Origin of the sequence: Pseudomonas sp. B111, from assembly GCF_026428275.1 — a bacterium.
GTDB lineage: Bacteria > Pseudomonadota > Gammaproteobacteria > Pseudomonadales > Pseudomonadaceae > Pseudomonas > Pseudomonas aeruginosa.
This window is the reverse complement of sequence record NZ_CP097857.1, coordinates 1,241,128-1,260,982: the sequence shown is the minus strand read 5'-3', so window position 1 is coordinate 1,260,982 and position 19,855 is coordinate 1,241,128. Positions and strand designations below refer to the sequence as shown.

16 protein-coding genes and 1 pseudogene are annotated in these 19,855 nt (G+C 65.8%); 1 reads left to right on the top strand and 16 read right to left on the bottom strand.

Annotation, left to right across the window (positions count from 1 at the left end):
* The first annotated feature begins 142 nt into the window (after nucleotides 1–142).
* Nucleotides 143–1,201: an AI-2E family transporter gene (locus M6E97_RS05785; protein WP_003090487.1), complete on the top strand. Its 1,059-nt coding sequence runs from the start codon at nucleotides 143–145 to the stop codon at nucleotides 1,199–1,201.
* Between the two features lie 47 nt (nucleotides 1,202–1,248).
* Here M6E97_RS05785 and M6E97_RS05780 read toward each other — a convergent pair whose 3' ends face one another.
* The 16 genes and pseudogenes from M6E97_RS05780 to M6E97_RS05705 all read right to left on the bottom strand — a co-directional run bounded on the left by M6E97_RS05780 (nucleotide 1,249) and on the right by M6E97_RS05705 (nucleotide 19,793).
* Nucleotides 1,249–2,652, bottom strand: coding sequence for an RtcB family protein (locus M6E97_RS05780; RefSeq protein ID WP_023091673.1), 1,404 nt, complete (start codon nucleotides 2,650–2,652; stop codon nucleotides 1,249–1,251).
* Between the two features lie 119 nt (nucleotides 2,653–2,771).
* Nucleotides 2,772–3,581, bottom strand: a complete 810-nt coding sequence (locus M6E97_RS05775; protein WP_033939024.1) for a class I SAM-dependent methyltransferase — start codon at nucleotides 3,579–3,581, stop codon at nucleotides 2,772–2,774.
* A 114-nt stretch (nucleotides 3,582–3,695) separates the two neighbouring features.
* A complete protein-coding gene (gene nuoN, locus M6E97_RS05770) occupies nucleotides 3,696–5,156 on the bottom strand; it encodes an NADH-quinone oxidoreductase subunit NuoN (protein ID WP_003090482.1) in 1,461 nt (486 codons plus the stop codon).
* 7 nt (nucleotides 5,157–5,163) lie between these two features.
* Complete coding sequence (gene nuoM, locus M6E97_RS05765) at nucleotides 5,164–6,693, bottom strand: NADH-quinone oxidoreductase subunit M (RefSeq protein ID WP_003090479.1); 1,530 nt, start codon at nucleotides 6,691–6,693, stop codon at nucleotides 5,164–5,166.
* A gap of 27 nt (nucleotides 6,694–6,720) precedes the next feature.
* Nucleotides 6,721–8,568 carry an NADH-quinone oxidoreductase subunit L gene (nuoL, locus tag M6E97_RS05760; RefSeq protein WP_009314012.1) on the bottom strand — a complete coding sequence of 616 codons (1,848 nt, stop codon included), beginning with the start codon at nucleotides 8,566–8,568 and terminating at the stop codon, nucleotides 6,721–6,723.
* Entirely contained in the window at nucleotides 8,565–8,873 is a 309-nt protein-coding gene (gene nuoK / locus M6E97_RS05755) for an NADH-quinone oxidoreductase subunit NuoK (RefSeq protein ID WP_003090475.1), read from the bottom strand. The genes nuoL and nuoK overlap by 4 nt, the downstream gene beginning before the upstream one ends.
* Before the next feature lie 45 nt (nucleotides 8,874–8,918).
* The gene (nuoJ, locus tag M6E97_RS05750) at nucleotides 8,919–9,419 is read right to left on the bottom strand and encodes an NADH-quinone oxidoreductase subunit J (protein ID WP_003090473.1); all 501 of its coding nucleotides are present in this window, start codon (nucleotides 9,417–9,419) and stop codon (nucleotides 8,919–8,921) included.
* A gap of 11 nt (nucleotides 9,420–9,430) precedes the next feature.
* Complete coding sequence (gene nuoI, locus M6E97_RS05745) at nucleotides 9,431–9,979, bottom strand: NADH-quinone oxidoreductase subunit NuoI (protein ID WP_003090467.1); 549 nt, start codon at nucleotides 9,977–9,979, stop codon at nucleotides 9,431–9,433.
* Nucleotides 9,980–9,990: 11 nt separating this feature from the next.
* Nucleotides 9,991–10,986: an NADH-quinone oxidoreductase subunit NuoH gene (gene nuoH / locus M6E97_RS05740; protein ID WP_003090465.1), complete on the bottom strand. Its 996-nt coding sequence runs from the start codon at nucleotides 10,984–10,986 to the stop codon at nucleotides 9,991–9,993.
* On the bottom strand, nucleotides 10,983–13,700 hold the full coding sequence (gene nuoG / locus M6E97_RS05735; protein WP_033939026.1) for an NADH-quinone oxidoreductase subunit NuoG: 2,718 nt from the start codon (nucleotides 13,698–13,700) through the stop codon (nucleotides 10,983–10,985). Before nuoG ends, nuoH begins: the two co-directional genes overlap by 4 nt.
* Before the next feature lie 131 nt (nucleotides 13,701–13,831).
* Complete coding sequence (gene nuoF / locus M6E97_RS05730; protein WP_003090462.1) at nucleotides 13,832–15,178, bottom strand: NADH-quinone oxidoreductase subunit NuoF; 1,347 nt, start codon at nucleotides 15,176–15,178, stop codon at nucleotides 13,832–13,834.
* Entirely contained in the window at nucleotides 15,175–15,675 is a 501-nt protein-coding gene (gene nuoE, locus M6E97_RS05725) for an NADH-quinone oxidoreductase subunit NuoE (RefSeq protein WP_003090460.1), read from the bottom strand. The genes nuoF and nuoE overlap by 4 nt, the downstream gene beginning before the upstream one ends.
* Before the next feature lies 1 nt (nucleotide 15,676).
* Nucleotides 15,677–17,458: an NADH-quinone oxidoreductase subunit C/D gene (gene nuoC / locus M6E97_RS05720; protein WP_003090458.1), complete on the bottom strand. Its 1,782-nt coding sequence runs from the start codon at nucleotides 17,456–17,458 to the stop codon at nucleotides 15,677–15,679.
* Between the two features lie 80 nt (nucleotides 17,459–17,538).
* Entirely contained in the window at nucleotides 17,539–18,216 is a 678-nt protein-coding gene (locus M6E97_RS05715; RefSeq protein WP_003090455.1) for a NuoB/complex I 20 kDa subunit family protein, read from the bottom strand.
* Nucleotides 18,217–18,226: 10 nt separating this feature from the next.
* Nucleotides 18,227–18,640, bottom strand: a complete 414-nt coding sequence (locus M6E97_RS05710) for an NADH-quinone oxidoreductase subunit A (RefSeq protein WP_003090452.1) — start codon at nucleotides 18,638–18,640, stop codon at nucleotides 18,227–18,229.
* 599 nt (nucleotides 18,641–19,239) lie between these two features.
* A pseudogene (locus M6E97_RS05705) lies at nucleotides 19,240–19,793 on the bottom strand (DUF4442 domain-containing protein).
* Nucleotides 19,794–19,855 lie beyond the last annotated feature (62 nt).

The window sequence follows — 19,855 nt, the reverse complement described above, 5'->3', positions numbered from 1 at the left end:
CGCTGCCGGCAAAAGAGCCAGCCGGCAGTGGTGCGCCACAGAGCCTTCCTGTCATTATTCGGCGGAGTCGGCCGGCAGTCGTGAACGATCCACCTCCGCCGGCTGACTAATGCTTTGCTTCCCACTGCCAGATGGATTGGACATGCTCGACACGAAACTGGAATCCCGGACTTTTCTCCTGTTGCTGGCGGTGGTCACGCTCGCCTTCGGCTGGCTCTTGCTGCCGTTCTACGGCGCGGTGTTCTGGGGCACCATCCTGGCGATCATCTTCGCCCCGGTGCAACGCCGCCTGCAGGTGCGTCTGAGGGATCGGAAGAACCTCGCCGCGCTGATCACCCTGCTGATCTGCGTGCTGATCGTGATCATCCCGGTGATCTTCATCGCCGGTTCGCTGGTGCAGGAAGGCGCGAGCGTCTACCAGCGGGTCAAGTCCGGCGAACTGAACTTCGCCGCCTACCTGCAGCAGGCGGTGGCCGCCTTGCCGCCATCGGTGCACCAGTGGCTGGAGCGCTTCGACCTGGCCAATCTCTCGAGCCTGCAGGAGAAGCTCTCCTCGGTGGCCATGCAGGCCAGCCAGGTGGTGGCGACCAAGGCGTTCAGCATCGGCCAGAACACCCTCGACTTCGTCATCAGCTTCGGCATCATGCTCTACCTGCTGTTCTTCCTCCTCCGCGACGGTCGCGTGCTCGGCCGGCGGATCAAGCAGGCGGTGCCGCTGAGCCAGGAACACAAGCACCACCTGTTCGCCAAGTTCACCACGGTGATCCGCGCCACGGTGAAGGGCAACATCGCCGTGGCTGCCACCCAGGGCGCTCTCGGCGGCCTGATCTTCTGGGTGCTGGGCATCGAGGGCGCCTTGCTCTGGGGCACCCTGATGGCCTTCCTGTCGCTGCTGCCGGCCATCGGCGCGGCGCTGATCTGGGCGCCGGTGGCGGCCTATTTCCTGCTCACCGGGGCGATCTGGCAGGGCGTAGTGCTGATCCTGTTCTGCGTGGTGGTGATCGGCCTGGTGGACAACATCCTGCGCCCGATCCTGGTCGGCAAGGACACCAAGATGCCGGACTACGTGGTGCTGATCTCCACCCTCGGCGGTATGGCCCTGTTCGGCCTCAACGGCTTCGTCATCGGCCCGCTGATCGCCGCGCTGTTCATGGCCAGCTGGGACCTGTTCACTGGTCGCGAGGAAGAACCACAGGCCTGAGTCGCGCCCGTGGCAGACAAGCCCCGCGAATGCGGGGCTTGTTCGTTTCAGGCCTTGAAGGTCAGCCACGGACGCAAGCGCACCAGCGGCCGGATCAGCCCGGCACGCTCCTGGGTATCGATCACCGGCCCCACCGGCTTGTAGGCGCCCGGGGCCTCTTCGATGCGGCGCTCCTCACGGAGGGTCACACAGTGCCAGGGCAGCGCGCTGTCGCCCGGGCCTTTCAGCGCTCGTAGCGCCTGCCGGCGGATGCTGCGGCCGGCCCCATGGCTGCAGGACCATAGCCAGTCCGGGTGGCCCAGGCCGCTGGCGATGTACGAGTAGTCGCCCATCGAGCCGGGAATCAGCAGCAGGTCGCCCTGGCGGGCCGGCGTGGCGCCCTTGCGGTGGAGATTCAGGCCCTGTTCCTGGAGCACCACGTTGTGCGGGACGTCCACCAGCAGGGCGCTGTCGTCGCGCTGGAAGGTCTCGCGCAAGACCTTGCGCACCAGCTCCGCCAGCACCACCCGGTTCAGCCAGGCATAGCGCGCAGCGCCACCCATGGCCTGGAGGTATTCTCCGGCCAGCTCGCCGCCCAGCGCGTAGAGGCCGGACGCGGGGTGGCGTCGGCCGCGCGGCCAGGCGGTGCGGGCACGGTCCATCCAGCGCTGGCCGACGTGGAAGCCGACATCGCGCGAGCCGCTGTGGATCATCACCACCAGTTCGTCGGCCCTGAGGCCCAGGGCGAAGGCCTGGTGGCGGTCGAGCAGGCGGTCCACCACCTGCAACTCGACGAAGTGATTGCCGGAACCGGTGGTACCCAGGCCGGGATCGCGGATCAGGCTGCGGCGGCGATCGCGCAAGGCCTCGGGGGCATACTCGAGACGCCCGCCGAATTCATCCAGGCCGATGCAGCCCTGTAGCTCGCGGAACAGCCGCGCTTGGTCGACCTCGGCCCACAGGCCGTCTTCGCTGAGACGCTCCAGGCAGTGCCCGGGGCTTTCGGCGAACAGCGCTTCGAACGCCTGGACCCGCAATGGTACGTCGCGGCCGTTACGCAGCAGGACGTGGGTCAGGCCGGCGACCAGGGCTTGCCTGTGCTCCTCGGCGCTGGACAGGGTCAGGCCGGTACGCAGCAGGCGCATGCCGCAATTGATGTCGGTGCCGATGGCAGCGGGAATGACGAAGTCCGCCGTACTGGCGACGATGGAGCCGACCGGGGCGATGCTACCGGGATGGAAGTCCGGCGTGGCGCAGGCCTTGCAGACGTGCCCGGTGTCGCCGGGCGCCTGGACCGAGGCGAAGTCGAGCAACTGGCGCACGGCCTTTTCCTCCAGCGCGAAGCTAGCGGGCAGCAGGACCTGGGCCGAAGTACCGTCGTGACGACGGGTGAGGGTGACGATGTCCTGCTGGCGGTCGACGAGGATGCCGCTGCGCAGGAAGGCTTTTTCAAGCCGGGAATGTTTGGACATGACAGTGCCGCTCTACAGACGATGCGAAGCCGTCCGGTGGAAACCGGAGGCTGGCGTCTTTCCGCTCAGCAGCACAGGCGGGAAGGGAGCGCGGACTCTAAGGTCCGCGCGCGCCGCTGTCAACCGGCGGCGGACTTCGGCTTGAGCGCGCAGGTGGCGAGGAAGGTCGGCATGAAGCGGTCGATGACGAAGCGCGGGTGCGGTTGCCAGTCTTCGTAGAAATCCTGCAGCAGCAGGCCGGCGGCGAGCTGGCCGGCGATCTGCTGGGTCAGGCTATGGCCGAACACCAGGGCTTCGCCTTTCTCGCGCTTCGCCGCGAGGGCTTCGGCGGAGAGGCTTTCCAGGTCGGAGTAGGGCAGGCGATGTCGCGGCCGGATCAGGCCCTGCTCTGCCAGTTCCGGCGAGCGGTCCTCGATGAACAGCGCCGGGTTGTAGAAGCTCGCCAGCAGCTTGCCGCCCGGCCGCAGCACCCGCGCGCATTCGCGCCAGACCGGCAGGACATCGTCGACGTAGAGATTGGAGATGGGATTGAAGACCAGGTCGAAGGAGGCATCGGCGAAGGTCGAGAGGTCGCGCATGTCGCCCTGCACGCAGGCCAGTTCGAGGCGGTCGCGGGCGGCGACCTGGCGGTCCTTGTCCAGCTGTCCCGCCGAGGCGTCGAACAGCGTGACCCGTGCGCCGGCGGCGGCAAGGATCGGCGCCTGCTGGCCGCCGGCCGAGGCCAGGCAGAGGATCTCGCGGCCGCGTACGTCGCCCAGCCAGTGAGTGGGTAACGCGCCTGGGGTCAGCTTTACCGCCCAGTCGCCGCGGCGTGCGGCGGCGACCTCTTCGGCGCTGACCGGTCGCGACCATTCGCAGTCACGGGCGGCCTGGGCGTCCCAACTGGCGCTGTTGTGTCGCAGGACGTCGACATCGTGGAAGGTGGGCATGAGGCCTCCGGGTTCATCCATGGAGCGCGGAGCATGCCACGGCAGCGGGGCAGGGTGCGTGGGGCGGGCCAAAGAAAAACCCCGCCGAGGCGGGGTTTTCGTGGAGCGGGCGACTCAGCCGGCGAGGGCCAGGCCGGAATGCTGGAGGATTTCCAGCAGCGGCTGCGGGTAGACGCCGAGGAAGAACGCCAGCAGGGCGATGGCCACCAGCATGATGCCGCCGGCGCGCTGGCCCCAGTTGAACGGTGCGTCGTGCTGGCGGATGCCGGGCTCGACCAGGAACAGGGTGACCATGACCCGCAGGTAGTAGTACAGGCCGATGGCGCTGCCCAGCACCAGGGCGCCGATCAGCCACCACAGGTGCGACTCGACGCCGACCGCGATCACGTAGAACTTGCCGATGAAGCCGGCGGTCAGCGGGATGCCTGCCAGCGACAGCATCATCACGGTCATCACCGCGGTCAGCACCGGCCGGCGCCAGAACAGGCCGCGGTACTCGAACAGCGCATCGGCGTCGCGGCCGCTGTACGGGGTGGACATCAGGGTGATCACGCCGAACGCGCCGAGGGAGGTCAGTACGTAGGTGGCCAGGTAGACGCCGACCGCTTCCACGGCCATGCCCTTGCTGGCGATCAGGGCGACCAGCAGGTAGCCCAGGTGGGCGATGGACGAGTAGCCGAGCAGGCGCTTGATGTTGCTCTGGGTCAGTGCCAGCAGGTTGCCGAAGAGGATCGAGGCGACCGCGATGACGCTCAGGGAGATGTTCAGCAGTTGGTTGTCCAGGGCCGCCGGGGCGATCTGGAACAGCCGCAGCAGCACGGCGAACACCGCGACCTTGCTGGCGGTGGCGAGGAACGCCGAGACCGGTGCCGGGGCGCCTTCGTAGACGTCCGGGGTCCACAGGTGGAAGGGCACCAGCGACAGCTTGAAGCCCAGGCCGACCAGCATCATGCCGACGCCAACGCTGACCAGCGGACCGCTCAGCACGTGCTCGGCAACCTTGGCGCCAAGGCCGGCGAAGCCCAGGGTACCGGACTCGGCGTAGAGCAGGGCCATGCCGAACAGCAGGAAGGCGGAGCCGGCGGCCGAGAGCACGGTGTACTTGATGCCGGCTTCCAGCGAGCGCTTGTTGAAGAAGGCGTAGGCGACCATCCCGTAGACCGGGACCGAGAGCAGCTCCAGGCCGATGAACAGGCTGGCCAGGTGCTGCGCGCTGACCAGCACCAGGCCGCCGGCGGTGGCCAGCAGCAGGAGCAGGTACAGCTCTTCGCGGTTACCCGGATAGCTTTCCATGTAGGCGTGGGCGAGGGTCACGCAGGCCAGGGCGGAGACCAGCACCAGGGCCATGTAGAAGCAGGCGTAGTTGTCCACCAGCACCAGCGGGGTCACCTCGATCGGGGTGACGCCGAGGACCGGCAGCAGCGACAGCAGGGCCAGGTTGAGGCCGATCACCGAGAGAGTGGCGGTGAACGAGTGATTGCGTTTCCAGGCTACCGCCAGCATCACCACCACCAGGGTGGCGCTGGTGATCAGCAGTGGCAGGAGCGCGATGAAGTGTTGGATCGTAAAGGTCATTTCGCGACTACCGTCCTGCAAGGGTGGAAAGGGCTGCGCCCAGCCATTGCTGCACGCCGTGCATGCTGGCCGCGGAGATGTCCAGCACCGGCTGCGGGTAGACCCCGAGCAGGACCAGCAGGACCGCCAGGCCGAGCACCATGCTCAGTTCGCGGGCGTCGAGGCCGAGGATCGGCTCGTCGGACTGGCTGGGTCCGAAGTAGGCGCGGTGGATCATGATCAGCGAGTAGACCGAGGCGAAGACCAGGCCGAAGGTGGCGATCACGATGATCACCGGGACCACCTTGAAGGCGCCGATCAGGATCAGGAACTCGCCGACGAAGTTGCCGGTGCCGGGCAGGCCCAGCGACGCCGAGGCGAAGAACAGGCTGATCGCCGGCAGGTAGGGCATGCGCGACCACAGGCCGCCCATCTTGCGCATGTCGCGGGTATGCAGGCGCTCGTAGAGCTGGCCGCAGAGGATGAACAGCGCCGCGGCGGAGAGGCCGTGGGCGATCATCTGTACCACCACGCCCTGCAGCGCGACCTGGCTGCCGGAGTAGATGCCGATCATCACGAAGCCCATGTGCGAAACGCTGGAGTAGGCGACCAGGCGCTTGATGTCGGTCTGCGCGAAGGACAGCAGGGCACCGTAGAAGATGCCGATGATGCCGAGCCACATGGCGATCGGCGCGAATTCCGCCGAGGCGTTGGGGAACAGCGGCAGGGCGAAGCGGATCAGGCCGTAGGCGGCGGTCTTCAGGAGGATGCCGGCGAGGTCCACGGAGCCGGCGGTGGGCGCCTGGGCGTGGGCGTCCGGCAGCCAGGAATGCACCGGCACCACTGGCATCTTCACTGCGAAGGCGACGAAGAAGCCGAGCATCAGCAGCCATTCCACGTGGGGGCTCAGCTGGGTCTTCAGCAGGGTGGCGTAGTCGAAGGTGATCACGCCGGTGGCATTGAAGTTGACGAACACCAGGCCGAGGATCGCCACCAGCATCACCAGGCCGCTGGCCTGGGTGAAGATGAAGAACTTGGTGGCGGCGTAGATGCGGGTCTTCTTGCCGTCATCGGAGCTGTGTCCCCACAGCGCGATGAGGAAGTACATCGGCACCAGCATCATTTCCCAGAAGAAGAAGAACAGGAACAGGTCGATGGCGAGGAACACGCCGATCACACCGCCCAGGATCCACAGCAGGTTCAGATGGAAGAAGCCGATGCGGCGCTGGATCTCGTTCCACGAGCAGAGGACCGAGAGCACGCCGAGCAGGCCGGTGAGGGCGACCATCAGCAGCGACAGGCCATCCATCGCCAGGTGGACGCTGATGCCGAGACGCTCGATCCACAGCACCTTGAATTGCAGGGTCCATTCCGGCTCGCCGCCGGGCGCGGGCGCCAGCTGGAAGTCGCCGGTGGCCCAGATCCACAGGCTCAGGATCAGGACCAGGGTCATCGAAAGCAGCGCGATCCAGCGGGGCAGGGTCTTGCTGCTGTGTTCGGCGATCCAGCAGAGGAAACCGCCGATGAAGGGGATCAGGATTAGCCAGGGCAGAATCATGACAGGCTCAGTCTCTCCGTGAATTCGTTAGGCCAGCAGCAGCGCGCCGAGCAGGATGGCGGCGCCACCCACCAGGGAAGCGGCGTACCAGCGCAGGCGGCCGTTCTCGGTGAGGCTGAGGAGGTTGTGTCCGCCGCGCACGCTGAACGGAACGACGCCCAGGGTACGGTCGATGGGGTCGCGCCCCAGCAATTGGCAGAGCAGCAGGTAGGGTTTCACGAACAGCTTGTCGTACAGCCAGTCGAAGCCCCAGGCGTGGTACCACCAGGTACCGAAGAAGCGACCCGGGGCGCTCTTCGCCAGGGCGCTGACGAAGCGGCGCTGGCCGAGGAACAGCAGGCCGGCCAGCAGGATGCCGGCGATGGCGATGGCGCCCGAGGCCAGTTCCAGGCTGTGCTTGGCTTCGCCACCGGCGTGGCCGACGCTTTCCGGCAGGACGCCAGCCAGCGGCGGGGTGATCAGGGCGCCGACGAAGGTCGACAGGACGATCAGCACGCTGAGCGGCAACCAGTGGGAAATCCCGTGGCCGGCGTGGGCTTCGGTCTTCGGCTCGCCGTGGAAGGCGACGAAGATCAGGCGGAAGGTGTAGATCGAGGTCAGGAACGCACCCACCAGGCCGGCGATCAGCAACTCGCGATGGCCGCTGGCGAAGGCCTCCCAGAGGATCTCGTCCTTGGAGTAGAAGCCCGCGGTGAGGAAGGGCAGGGCGGCCAGCGCCGCGCCGCCGACCACGAAGCTGGCGTAGGCCAGCGGCAGCTTCTTCCACAGCCCGCCCATCTTGAAGATGTTCTGCTCGTGGTGGCAGGCGACGATCACCGCGCCCGAGGCGAGGAACAGCAGGGCCTTGAAGAAGGCGTGGGTCATCAGGTGGAAGATCGCCGCGTCCCAGGCGCCGACGCCGAGGGCGAGGAACATGTAGCCGATCTGGCTCATGGTCGAGTAGGCGAGGATGCGCTTGATATCGGTCTGCACCAGGGCGGCGAAGCCGGCCAGGACCAGGGTCACCGCGCCGACGATGCCGACCAGTTCGAGGATGTCCGGGGCCAGGGTGAACAGGCCGTGGCAACGGGCGATCAGGTAGACGCCGGCGGTCACCATGGTGGCGGCGTGGATCAGCGCGGAGACCGGGGTCGGGCCGGCCATGGCGTCGGCCAGCCAGGTCTGCAGCGGCAGTTGGGCGGACTTGCCGACCGCGCCGCCGAGCAGGGCCAGGGTCGCCAGGGTCAGCCAGAGGTTGCCTTCCGGGAACTTCTGCGGCGCCAGCACCAGCAGCTCCTGGATGTTCAGGGTGCCGAACTGCTGGAACAGGATGAACAGGCCGAAAGCCATGAACACGTCGCCGACGCGGGTGACGATGAATGCCTTGAGCGCCGCGTTACCGTTGTTGCGATTGCTGTAGTAGAAGCCGATCAGCAGGTAGCTGCACAGGCCCACGCCTTCCCAGCCGAAGTAGAGGAACAGCAGGTTGTCGCCCAGCACCAGGAACAGCATGCTGGCAATGAACAGGTTGGTGTAGGCGAAGAAGCGCGAATAGCCGGTTTCGCCACGCATGTACCAGGAGGCGAACAGGTGGATCAGGAAGCCGACGCCGGTAACCACGCCGAGCATGGTTACCGAGAGGCCGTCCAGGTACAGGGTGAAGTTGGTGCTGAAGTCGCCGGCCGCCATCCACTGCCACAGCACCAGGCTGTAGGCGCCGCCTTCCGGCGGACTGCTGTGGAAGCTGAAGATGGCCCAGGCCGCGCTCAGGGCGGAGAGGCCGACCGAGCCGACGCCGACCAGCGCCGAAAGGTTTTCCGACCACCTGCCGCGGGAGAACGACAGCAGCAGGAAGCCGACCAGGGGGAACAGGAAGGTAAGAGGTAGAAGGTTCATCCGCGCATCTCGCTGGCAGCGTCGATATCGAGGGTGTGGAAGCGGCGATACAGTTGCAGCAGGATCGCCAGGCCGATGCTCGCTTCGGCGGCCGCGAGGCTCAGCACCAGGATGAACATCACCTGGCCGTCGGGTTGGCCCCAGCGGCTGCCGGCGACCACGAAGGCGAGGGCGGCGGCGTTCATCATCACTTCCAGGCTCATCAGTACGAACAGGATGTTGCGTCGCACCATCAAGCCGACCAGTCCGAGGGCGAACAGGACGCTGGCGAGGGCCAGGCCGTGTTCCAGTGGTATTGCGTTCATAGCGTTACGTTCCCTTGGGGCGGGCGCAGGGCGCCCGCCGAACCTTTATTGTTTGGCGTCTTGACGACCCAGGTGATAGGCAGCGACCAGGGCCGCGAGCAACAGCATGGAGGCCAGTTCGACCACCAGCAGGTACGGGCCGTAGAGGCTGATGCCGACCGCCTTGGCGTCTACCGTGGTATGGCCGATGCCGGCACCGCTCGGGGTGCGGGCGAGGACCACCAGCAGTTCCACCAGCAGGACCAGGGCCAGGGCCGAAGGCCCGACCCAGATGCCGGGCGTGAGCCACTTGCGCTCCTGCTCGACCACGGCCGGGCCGAGGTTGAGCATCATCACCACGAAGACGAACAGAACCATGATGGCGCCAGCGTAGACGATGATCTCCAGGGCACCGGCGAAGGGTGCGCCGAGGCTGAAGAAGGTCATCGAGATGGCCAGCAGGGAAATGATCAGGTAGAGCAGGGCATGCACCGGGTTGCTGTTGGTGATGACCCGCAGCGTGGCCAGTACGGCGACGCCGGCAGCGAAATAGAAAGCGAATTCCACGCGACGTCTCCTTATGGCAGCAGGCTTTTCACGTTGATCGGTTCGGCTTCGTTCTGCGCGGCGCCTTTCGGCTTGCCGGCGATCGCCATCCCCGCAACGCGGTAGTAGTTGTAGTCCGGGTTCTTGCCCGGCCCGGAGATCAGCAGGTCGTGCTTCTCGTAGACCAGGTCCTGGCGCTTGAACTCGCCCATCTCGAAGTCCGGGGTGAGCTGGATCGCGGTGGTCGGGCAGGCTTCCTCGCACAGGCCGCAGAAGATGCAGCGCGAGAAGTTGATGCGGAAGAACTCCGGATACCAGCGACCGTCCTCGGTCTCGGCCTTCTGCAGGGAGATGCAGCCAACCGGACAGGCCACGGCGCACAGGTTGCAGGCTACGCAGCGTTCCTCGCCGTCGGGGTCGCGGGTCAGGACGATCCGGCCACGATAGCGCGGCGGCAGGTAGACCGGCTCTTCGGGGTATTGCAGGGTGTCGCGCTTGCGGAAGGCATGGCCGAAGATCATCACCAGGCTGCGAAGCTGGGTGAAGGTGCCATGCACGACGTTGATGATTTCTTTGATCACGGTGGTTCTCCTTACTGGGCCGCGGCCAGCACGAGCGCGCCGGTCACCAGCAGGTTGATCAGGGTCAGCGGCAGGCACACCTTCCAGCTGAACGCCATCACCTGGTCATAGCGCGGACGCGGCAGCGAGGCGCGGATCAGGATGAAGAGCATGATGAAGAAGCCGGTCTTGGCGGCGAAGTAGAAGAACGACAGCCAGGGCAGGGTGTCCAGGAACGGACCGTGCCAGCCGCCGAAGAACAGGGTCGCCAGCAGCGCCGAGACCAGTACGATGCCGATGTACTCGCCGACGAAGAACATGCCCCATTTCATCCCGGCGTACTCGATGTGGTAGCCGTCCGCCAGTTCCTGCTCCGCTTCCGGCTGGTCGAACGGGTGACGGTGGGTCACGGCGACGCCGGCGATGATGAAGGTGCAGAAGCCGAAGAACTGCGGAATGATGAACCAGACGTTGTCGATCTGGTACTGGACGATGTCGCGCATGTTGAACGAGCCGACCTGGGCGACGATGCCCATCAGCGACAGGGCCAGGAACACCTCGTAGGAGATGGTCTGGGCCGAGGCGCGCAGGCTGCCGAGCAGGGCGAACTTGTTGTTGCTCGACCAGCCGGCGAACAGCACGGCGTACACCGTCAGGCCGGCCATGGCGAAGAAGAACAGGATGCCGATGTTCAGGTCCGCCACGCCCCAGGTGGGGGTGATCGGCACGATGGCGAAGGCGACGAGCAGGGCGCCCATCGCGATCACCGGGGCCAGGGTGAAGATCATCTTGTCGGCGAACGGCGGGGTCCAGTCCTCCTTGAAGAACATCTTGACCATGTCCGCGCCGAGCTGGAACGCACCGAACGGACCGACCCGGTTGGGGCCGTAGCGGTCCTGCCAGAGGCCGAGCAGGCGGCGCTCGACCCAGCTTAGCAGGGCGCCGCAGATGACCACGGCGAGCAGCACCACGATGGCCTTGACCACGGTGAGGATGATGGTGACCAGAGCGGGAGTCAGCCAACTCATTGTGCAGCCTCCTGCAGACTTTCCACGGAGCAGCCGGCGATCGCCGCCGGGATGCCGGCGAAGCCGACCGGCAGGCCGATCAGGCCGGCGCCGAGTTGTTCATCGATGCGCAGCGGCAGGCGCAGGGCCTGGCCCTTGAGCTGGAAGCCGAGGGTCGCGCCGTCGTTGACGCCGAGGCGGTCCGCGTCTTCCTTGGACAGGGCGACGTAGGTCTCCGGGATGCGCTGCTGGATCGGCGCGGCCCGCGAGCTGTTTTCCTCGCTGCCGAACAGGTGGTACAGCGGTACTACCTTCCAGCTGTCGGCCTTGGCGCTGAACGGCACCGGCACGGCCTGGAACCAGTCGAGGCCTTCGCCCTTCGGTTCGATCAGGCGCACGCCGGGGTCGCCGGCGCGCAGGTGGCCGCCGACCTCGTCCTGGAACTTGTTCCAGGCCTGCGGCGAGTTCCAGCCCGGCGACCAGGCGAACGGGATCTGCTGACGGTCTTCCTGGCTGCCGGAGTAGCCTTCCATGGAGAAGGCGAACGCCGAGTCGATGTCCTGCGGGGTGCGCGGTTCGTGCACGCTGATGTTGGCGCGCATGGCGGTGCGCCCGCTGTAGCGGTGCGGTTCGCGGGCCAGCTTGAGGCCCTTGATGCGGAACGAGGCGGCCGGTGCGGCGTCGCGGATACCGGCCAGGATCGGCTTGGCCTCGGCCACGGCTTCGGTGACGTGGTCCAGCTGGGTCCAGTCGACGCGCTTGCCTTGCAGGGTGCTGTGGATCGCATGCAGCCAGCGCCAGCCCTCGCGGACCATGTTCTTGGCGTCGTAGTAGGTCGGGTCGAACACCTGGAAGAAGCGCTGGGCGCGGCCTTCCTGGCTGACCAGGGTGCCGTCGCCTTCGGCGAAGCTGGCCGCCGGCAGCACCAGGTGCGCCTTGGCGGTGGTGGCGGTCTGCTGGTGATCGGCGACGATCACCACCCTGGCCGCCGCCAGGGCTGCGTCGACACGGGCGGCGTCGGTGCGGCGGTAGAGATCGTTCTCCAGCACCACCACGGCGTCGGCCTGTCCGGAGGTCAGTCGCTCGAGCGCGGCTTCCACGGAGTCGCCGCCGAAGAGCGCCAGGCCGAGGCTGTTGGCTTCGCCGACCACCAGGCTGATGGAACCGTTCTTCTCGCGCTGCTTGAGGGCCTTGGCGATGTTCGCCGCGGCTTCGATCAATGCCTTGTTGCCCAGCGAGTTGCCGGACACTACCAGCGGACGCTTGGCCGCCAGCAGGGCATCGGCGATGCGCTGGGCGAAGGCCTGGGCCTGCGGGTCGAGGTCGGCCACGGACGGGGCGCTTGGGTCGATCGCGTGGGCCACGGCGAAGCCGAGGCGAGCGAGATCGTCCGGCGCGGCGTGAACGGTTTCCTCGGCCACGTCGTCGAGGCGGGTCGCGCTGACGCTGGCGATGAACAGCGGGTTCTGCGCATGCTGGGCGATGTTCTTCACCGCGGCGTCGAGCCACGGCTGGACCTTCATGTCGGCGGCCATCTCGACGGCCTTGCCCTTCACCGACTGGCGCAGGGCCAGGGCGATGCGGGCGGCGGTCTGGGTCAGGTCCTCGCCGAGGACGAAGACCGCGTCGTGGTCCTCGATGTCGCGGATGCTCGGCACCGGCAGCGGGCCTTCCTGCATGACCTGCAGGATCAGGCGCAGGCGGTCGAGCTCGCCTTCGTTGATGCCGCTGTAGAAGTTGCCTTCGCCAACCAGCTCGCGCAGGGCGAAGTTGCTTTCCAGGCTGGCGCGCGGCGAACCGATGCCGACCACCTTGCGCTCCTTCAGCAGGGCGGCGGCCTGGTCGAGGGCGCCGTCCAGGCTCAGCTTCTGCTTGCTCAGCACCAGCAGCGGCTGGCGCGGACGGTCTTCGCGGTTGACGTAGCCGTAGCCGAAGCGACCGCGGTCGCAGAGGAAGTAGTGGTTGACCGAGCCGTTGTAGCGGTTCTCGATGCGGCGGATCTCGCCGTAGCGCTCGCCGGGGCTGATGTTGCAGCCGCTGGAGCAGCCGTGGCAGATGCTCGGGGCGAACTGCATGTCCCACTTGCGGTTGTAGCGCTCGGAGTGGGTCTTGTCGGTGAACACGCCGGTGGGGCAGACCTCGGTGAGGTTGCCAGAGAACTCGCTTTCCAGCACGCCGTCCTCGACCCGTCCGAAGTAGACGTTGTCGTGGGCGCCGTAGACGCCGAGGTCGGTGCCGCCGGCGTAGTCCTTGTAGTAGCGCACGCAGCGGTAGCAGGCGATGCAGCGGTTCATCTCGTGGGCGATGAACGGGCCGAGTTCCTGGTTCTGGTGGGTGCGCTTGGTGAAGCGGTACCGGCGCTCGTTGTGGCCGGTCATCACCGTCATGTCCTGCAGGTGGCAGTGACCGCCTTCCTCGCACACCGGGCAGTCGTGCGGGTGGTTGGTCATCAGCCATTCGACGACGCTGGCACGGAACTGCTTGGCCTCTTCGTCTTCGATGGAGATCCAGGTGTTGTCGGTGGCGGGGGTCATGCAGGACATGACGAGGCGACCACGCTTGTCGTTCTCGTCGGTGTACTGCTTCACCGCGCACTGGCGGCAGGCGCCGACGCTACCGAGCGCCGGGTGCCAGCAGAAGTAGGGAATGTCGAGACCGAGGGACAGACAGGCCTGCAGGAGGTTGTCTGCACCATCGACTTCGAGCGTCTTGCCGTCTACGTGGATAGTGGCCATGGTTCAAGTCTTCGTTGGCCCGTTGTCAGCGGGCGTGGCTAATAGAAACTCACGGTTCCGTCGGGCCTGCGGCCGGGCCGCGGCACGACGACGAAACATCGCCGGACGGCTGGCCGTCCGGCTGCAAAGCATCAGGCGCCGACCGTTGCCGGGCGCGGCGCGGCCGAAGGCTGGCGGGAGATGCCCGCCTCGAATTCGGCACGGAAATACTTGAGGGCGCTGCCCAGCGGCTCGACGGCTCCCGGCGCATGGGCGCAGAAGGTCTTGCCTGGGCCGAGGAAGTTGACCAGTTGCTCGAGGGTCTCGAGGTCGCCGGGCTGGCCTTCGCCACGCTCTAGGGCGCGCAGCAGCTTCACGCTCCACGGCAGGCCGTCGCGGCAGGGGGTGCACCAGCCGCAGGACTCGCGGGCGAAGAACTCTTCCATGTTGCGCAGCAGGGAAACCATGTTGATGCTGTCGTCCACCGCCATGGCCAGGCCGGTGCCCATCCGGGTGCCGACCTTGGCGATGCCGCCGGCGAACATCTGCGCATCCAGGTGCTCCGGGAGCAGGAAGCCGGTACCGGCGCCGCCGGGCTGCCAGGCCTTGAGCTGGAAGCCGTCGCGCATGCCGCCGGCGTAGTCCTCGAACAGCTCGCGGGCGCTGACGCCGAACGGCAGTTCCCACAGGCCGGGGTTCTTCACCTTGCCGGAGAAGCCCATCAGCTTGGTGCCCATGTCTTCGCTGCCGGGGCGGGCCAGGGTCTTGTACCAGTCCACGCCGTTGCCGACGATGGCCGGCACGTTGCACAGCGTCTCCACGTTGTTCACGCAGGTCGGCTTGCCCCAGACGCCGACGGCGGCGGGGAAGGGCGGCTTGGAACGCGGGTTGGCGCGGCGGCCTTCCAGCGAGTTGATCAGCGCGGTCTCTTCGCCGCAGATGTAGCGGCCGGCACCGGTGTGGACGAACAGCTCGAAATCGAAGCCGCTGCCGAGGATGTTCTTGCCGAGCAGGCCGGCGGCCTTGGCTTCGTCGATGGCGCGGTTGAGGTTGCGCGCCGCGTCGACGTATTCGCCGCGCAGGAAGATGTAGCCGCGGTAGGCCTTCAGCGCGCGCGCGGAAATCAGCATGCCTTCCACCAGCAGGTGCGGCAGCTGCTCCATGAGCATGCGGTCCTTCCAGGTGTTCGGCTCCATCTCGTCCGCGTTGCACAGCAGGTAGCGGATGTTCAGCGACTCGTCCTTCGGCATCAGGCCCCACTTCACGCCGGTGGGGAAGCCCGCGCCGCCGCGGCCCTTGAGGCCGGAGTCCTTGACGGTCTGGACGATGTCGTCCTGGGCCATCTGAGTCAGCGCCTTGCGCGCCGCGGCGTAGCCGTCCTTGCTCTGGTATTCCTCGAGCCAGACGGGCTGGGCGTCTTCGCGCAGGCGCCAGGTCAGCGGATGGGTTTCCGCCGAACGCGTCATGCGGTTGGCCGGACCAATGGAGGTAAGGGTCATACGTAGGCCTCCAGCAGTTTGGCGACACCGTCGGGACGCACGTCGCCATGGGTGTCGTCGTCGATCATCAGCGCCGGGGCCTTGTCGCAGTTGCCCAGGCAGCAGACCGGGAGCAGGGTGAAGCGTCCGTCGGCGGTAGTCTGGCCGAGACCGATGCCGAGTTGCTTCTGGATCTCGCCGACCACCGACTCGTGGCCGCCGATGTAGCAGACCATGCTGTCGCAGACGCGAATGATGTGGCGGCCCACCGGCTGGCGGAATATCTGACTATAGAAGGTGGCGACGCCTTCGACGTCGCTGGCCGGGATCCCCAGCACCTCGCCGATCGCCGGGATGGCGCCGTCCGGCACCCAGCCGCGCTGCTTCTGGACGATCTTCAGGGCTTCGATGGACGCCGCGCGCGGGTCCTCGTAGTGATGCATTTCATGCTCGATGGACGAGCGCTCGGTTTCGCTGAGGACGAAACGGTCGGTCTGAATCAGGTTGCTCTGGCTCATGTCAGCGGTCCACGTCAGCCATAACGAAATCGATGCTACCCAGGTAGGCGATCAGGTCCGCGATCATGCTGCCGTTGATCACCGAGGGGATCTGTTGCAGGTGCGCGAAGCTGGGCGTCCGGATACGCGTGCGGTAGCTCATGGTGCTGCCGTCGCTGGTCAGGTAGTAGCTGTTGATACCCTTGGTCGCCTCGATCATCTGGAAGGCTTCGTTGGCCGGCATGACCGGGCCCCAGGAAACCTGCAGGAAGTGGGTGATCAGGGTTTCGATGTGTTGCAGCGTGCGTTCTTTCGGCGGCGGCGTGGTCAGCGGATGGTCGGCCTTGTACGGGCCTTCCGGCATGTTCTTCAGGCACTGTTCGATGATCCGCAGGCTCTGGCGCATCTCGCCCATCTTGACCATGCAGCGGTCGTAGGCGTCGCCGTTGTGGGCCAGCGGTACCTCGAACTCGAAGTTCTCGTAGCCGGAGTAGGGGCGGGCCTTGCGCAGGTCGAAGTCGCAACCGGTGGCGCGCAGGCCGGCGCCGGTGGTGCCCCACTCGAGGGCTTCCTTGGTGTTGTACTGGGCGACGCCGATGGTCCGGCCGCGCAGGATGCTGTTCTTCAGGGCCGCGGTCTCGTACTCGTCGAGGCGCTTGGGCATCCAGTCGAGGAACTCGCGGACCAGCTTGTCCCAGCCGCGCGGCAGGTCGTGGGCGACGCCGCCGATGCGGTACCAGGCCGGGTGCAGGCGGAAGCCGGTGATGGCCTCGACCACCTTGTAGGCGCGCTGGCGGTCGGTGAAGGTGAAGAACACCGGGGTCATGGCGCCGACGTCCTGGATATAGGTGCCCAGGTACAGCAGGTGGTTCAGGATACGGAAGAACTCCGCCATCATGATCCGGATCACGTCGACCCGCTGCGGCACCTTGATCCCGGCGAGCTTCTCCACCGAGAGTACGTAGGGCAGGTTGTTCATCACCCCGCCGAGGTAGTCGATGCGGTCGGTGTAGGGGATGAAACTGTGCCAGGACTGGCGCTCGGCCATCTTCTCGGCGCCGCGGTGGTGGTAGCCGATCTCCGGGACGCAGTCGATGATCTCCTCACCGTCCAGTTGCAGGATGATGCGGAACGCGCCGTGGGCGGACGGGTGGTTCGGGCCGAGGTTGAGGAACATGTAGTCCTCGTTCTCGCCGTGGCGCTTCATGCCCCAGTCTTCCGGCTTGAAGCGCAGGGCCTCCTGCTCCAGGTCCTGCTTGGCGGCGGACAGGGAGTAGGGATCGAACTCGGTGGCGCGCGCCGGGTAGTCCTTGCGCAGCGGATGGCCCTGCCAGGTCGGCGGCATCAGCATGCGGGTCAGGTGCGGGTGGCCGGTGAAGGTGATGCCGTACATGTCCCACACTTCGCGCTCGTACCAGTTGGCGTTGGGCCAGATACGGGTGGCGGTGGGCAGGTTGAGGTCGCGCTCGGACAAGGCGACCTTGATCATCACGTCACTATTACGCTCCAGCGACATCAGGTGGTAGAACACGCTGAAGTCGGCGCTCGGCAGGCCGCGGCGATGGGTGCGCAGCCGCTCGTCGACGCCGTGCAGGTCGTAGAGCATCACGTAGGGCTTGGGTACCTGACGGAGGAAGGTCAGGACTTCGATCAGTCTTTCGCGCGGGACCCAGAGCACCGGCATGCCGGTACGGGTGGGCTGGACGGTGAAGGTCTCGGCGCCAAAGCGGGAATTCAGTTCGACGACGATATCCTGGTCGTCTGCCTTGTAAGGCGGGATGTACAGAGCGGAGTCTGCAGTCATGGTCTCGGTCGCTTTCGGTCAACGGTGGGGTGAACGCGGCTGGTCTCGGCCGGCCAGCGGGGCTGGCCGGGAGTTCCGGATCACACTTCGTCGGGGCTGCGCAGGTTGGTCACCTGGATGCGCTGCTCGCGTTTCAGGTCTTTCTGGGCCGGCATTTCGGCGCGGTAGACCCCCTGGTCGCCAACGACCCAGGACAACGGGCGGCGCTCCTGGCCGATGGATTCCTGCAGCAGCATCAGGCCTTGCAGGAACGCCTCCGGACGGGGCGGGCAGCCGGGGATGTAGACGTCCACGGGGAGGAACTTGTCGACCCCCTGGACCACCGAATAGATGTCGTACATGCCGCCGGAATTGGCGCACGAGCCCATGGAGATGACCCACTTGGGTTCGAGCATCTGCTCGTAGAGGCGCTGGATGACCGGGGCCATCTTGATGAAGCAGGTGCCGGCGATGACCATGAAATCGGCCTGGCGCGGCGACGCCCGGATCACTTCGGCGCCGAAGCGGGCGATATCGTGCGGCGCGGTGAAGGCGGTGGTCATCTCCACGTAGCAGCACGACAGCCCGAAGTTATAGGGCCAGAGCGAGTTCTTGCGACCCCAGTTGACGGTGGAGTTCAGCACATCCTCGAGCTTGCCCATGAAGATGTTCTTGTGAACCTGGCCCTCGACCAGCGGGTCGGCTACGGTTTCCCGTTCGCCTATCGGGTATTGGTCGTTGGCCGCATCGGGATCGATCCGGGTAAGTTTGTATTGCATCGCCAAAGCCTCATTGTTTTAGCTTCGCCTGCCGCTTGCGACGGCTTTCGGGAGCCCAATCGAGCGCACCGATCCGCCAAAGATAGACAAGACCCGCCAACAGAATTGCTATGAAAATGGTTGCCTCGATCAGACCGGCCCAGCCGCTTTCGCGAACCGACACCGACCAGGCGAAGAGGAAGAGGGCTTCGACGTCGAAGATCACGAAGAGCATCGCGACCAGATAGAATTTTGCCGAGAGACGCAGGCGTGCGCCTCCGGTGGGGACGATCCCGGATTCGAAGGGTTCGTTCTTGCTGCGACCAAATGCCTTGCTGCCAAGCAGGGACGAAACCCCTAGCATGAAGGCGAGAAGGCCAACGACCCCTAGAAGGAAGGCAGCGAATCCCCAGTGATGAGCTGCAAGTTCAGCTGGGTTTGGCATGCTGATACTCCTTCTGTACCGGATATATAAGATCGTGGGTTCTGGGCGCAATGCCCGACTTCTTGTGCAACCCGCTGCGTAGTGAGCTAAGGGTTGTATGTATCTTTCCGATTTTATGCCCAAAGCGCCGGACAAGTAAATTTTTCTAACACAAACAGACGCTTCTCTGCTTTTTCCAGCGCTTTGGTTAATCCCCGAAAGCCTCGTGAATGCTGTCTCTGCGAGAAATGGCGCGGCCTGGCTGGCTTTTGGTCGTATTGCCGCGAAGCGTGGGGGAGGGCTCTTTGCAAGACCTCAAACGATAATGAATATCGTTTGCAATGTCGCATCCGTATAACTTCGCTACATATATTCTTCGCCGCGTTACTATTGTTTACCCTTTTATTGGTAATTACTCGCGATCAATCCGTTATTGCATTAAACCGGGAATATTTTCCGGGCCGGGCGCATGGCGGTTTTTCTTCTTTCCGCACCATGACAACCCGGCTGTGGCGCCGCCTGGGGCTGCGCCCGCGGTTCTTCGTGACGGATGCGAAGGCGCTGGGCAAGGTTTGCGGCGGTTCGCTTCGCAGCGCAGATGTAGTCGCTCTGGAGGTGCGCTACCTAGGGGCTGCGGTAGCGTCCCGGGGTTTCTTGCCGACCCAGGCCCAGACCATCTCGCAGGCGATCGGCTGGTTGCCGTTCTCGTCGCTGACCAGCACCGCCACGCGGACCTCGCCCTTGTCCTGTTGCCGGATCTGCTCGATCTGTCCGGCCTCCAGCGTCGCGATGGCGGTCAGGTCGCCCTGGGCGCGCTTGAGATAGTCGATCTTCATGGTCTTGATCAGCGGCAGCTTGTCGTCCGGTACGTTCATTCCGACCAGGAAGCCGCTGGCCGACTCGGCGAGCAAGGCCATCGCTGCGGCATGGATACCTTTTATGTGGTTCTGCACCGGTCGACGGTTCTTCAGGCTGAGGATGGCGCGCTCCTGCCCCAGTTCATGGATGCGCACCCTCGCCGTGCCGGCGAAGCGCACCTGGGAGCCCAGCAGCAGCGTCAGGCTGCGGCTGCGCAGGCGGCGGGGGAGGAGGTTGATGGCGCCGACGGCGCGGCTGAGACGATTGCGCTTGGGCATGCTGGCGTCCTTCCATAGAGAGGGAGTCTGCATTCCACCCGCTTTGCCCGGGCTTGCCCACGGCTGTAGCGGCGACCTGCGCCGGCATTCCGGCCAACGC

What these genes read in the sequence shown, in the direction of transcription:
- nuoC (WP_003090458.1), bottom strand. Translation starts at nt 17,458, where the DNA reads ATGACTGCAGACTCCGCTCTGTACATCCCGCCTTACAAGGCAGACGAC.
- nuoE (WP_003090460.1), bottom strand. Translation starts at nt 15,675, where the DNA reads ATGAGCCAGAGCAACCTGATTCAGACCGACCGTTTCGTCCTCAGCGAA.
- nuoL (WP_009314012.1), bottom strand. Translation starts at nt 8,568, where the DNA reads ATGAACCTTCTACCTCTTACCTTCCTGTTCCCCCTGGTCGGCTTCCTG.
- M6E97_RS05710 (WP_003090452.1), bottom strand. Translation starts at nt 18,640, where the DNA reads ATGCCAAACCCAGCTGAACTTGCAGCTCATCACTGGGGATTCGCTGCC.
- M6E97_RS05715 (WP_003090455.1), bottom strand. Translation starts at nt 18,216, where the DNA reads ATGCAATACAAACTTACCCGGATCGATCCCGATGCGGCCAACGACCAA.
- M6E97_RS05775 (WP_033939024.1), bottom strand. Translation starts at nt 3,581, where the DNA reads ATGCCCACCTTCCACGATGTCGACGTCCTGCGACACAACAGCGCCAGT.
- nuoN (WP_003090482.1), bottom strand. Translation starts at nt 5,156, where the DNA reads ATGACCTTTACGATCCAACACTTCATCGCGCTCCTGCCACTGCTGATC.
- nuoF (WP_003090462.1), bottom strand. Translation starts at nt 15,178, where the DNA reads ATGACCCTTACCTCCATTGGTCCGGCCAACCGCATGACGCGTTCGGCG.
- nuoK (WP_003090475.1), bottom strand. Translation starts at nt 8,873, where the DNA reads ATGAACGCAATACCACTGGAACACGGCCTGGCCCTCGCCAGCGTCCTG.
- M6E97_RS05780 (WP_023091673.1), bottom strand. Translation starts at nt 2,652, where the DNA reads ATGTCCAAACATTCCCGGCTTGAAAAAGCCTTCCTGCGCAGCGGCATC.
- nuoM (WP_003090479.1), bottom strand. Translation starts at nt 6,693, where the DNA reads ATGATTCTGCCCTGGCTAATCCTGATCCCCTTCATCGGCGGTTTCCTC.
- M6E97_RS05785 (WP_003090487.1), top strand. Translation starts at nt 143, where the DNA reads ATGCTCGACACGAAACTGGAATCCCGGACTTTTCTCCTGTTGCTGGCG.
- nuoH (WP_003090465.1), bottom strand. Translation starts at nt 10,986, where the DNA reads ATGAGTTGGCTGACTCCCGCTCTGGTCACCATCATCCTCACCGTGGTC.
- nuoG (WP_033939026.1), bottom strand. Translation starts at nt 13,700, where the DNA reads ATGGCCACTATCCACGTAGACGGCAAGACGCTCGAAGTCGATGGTGCA.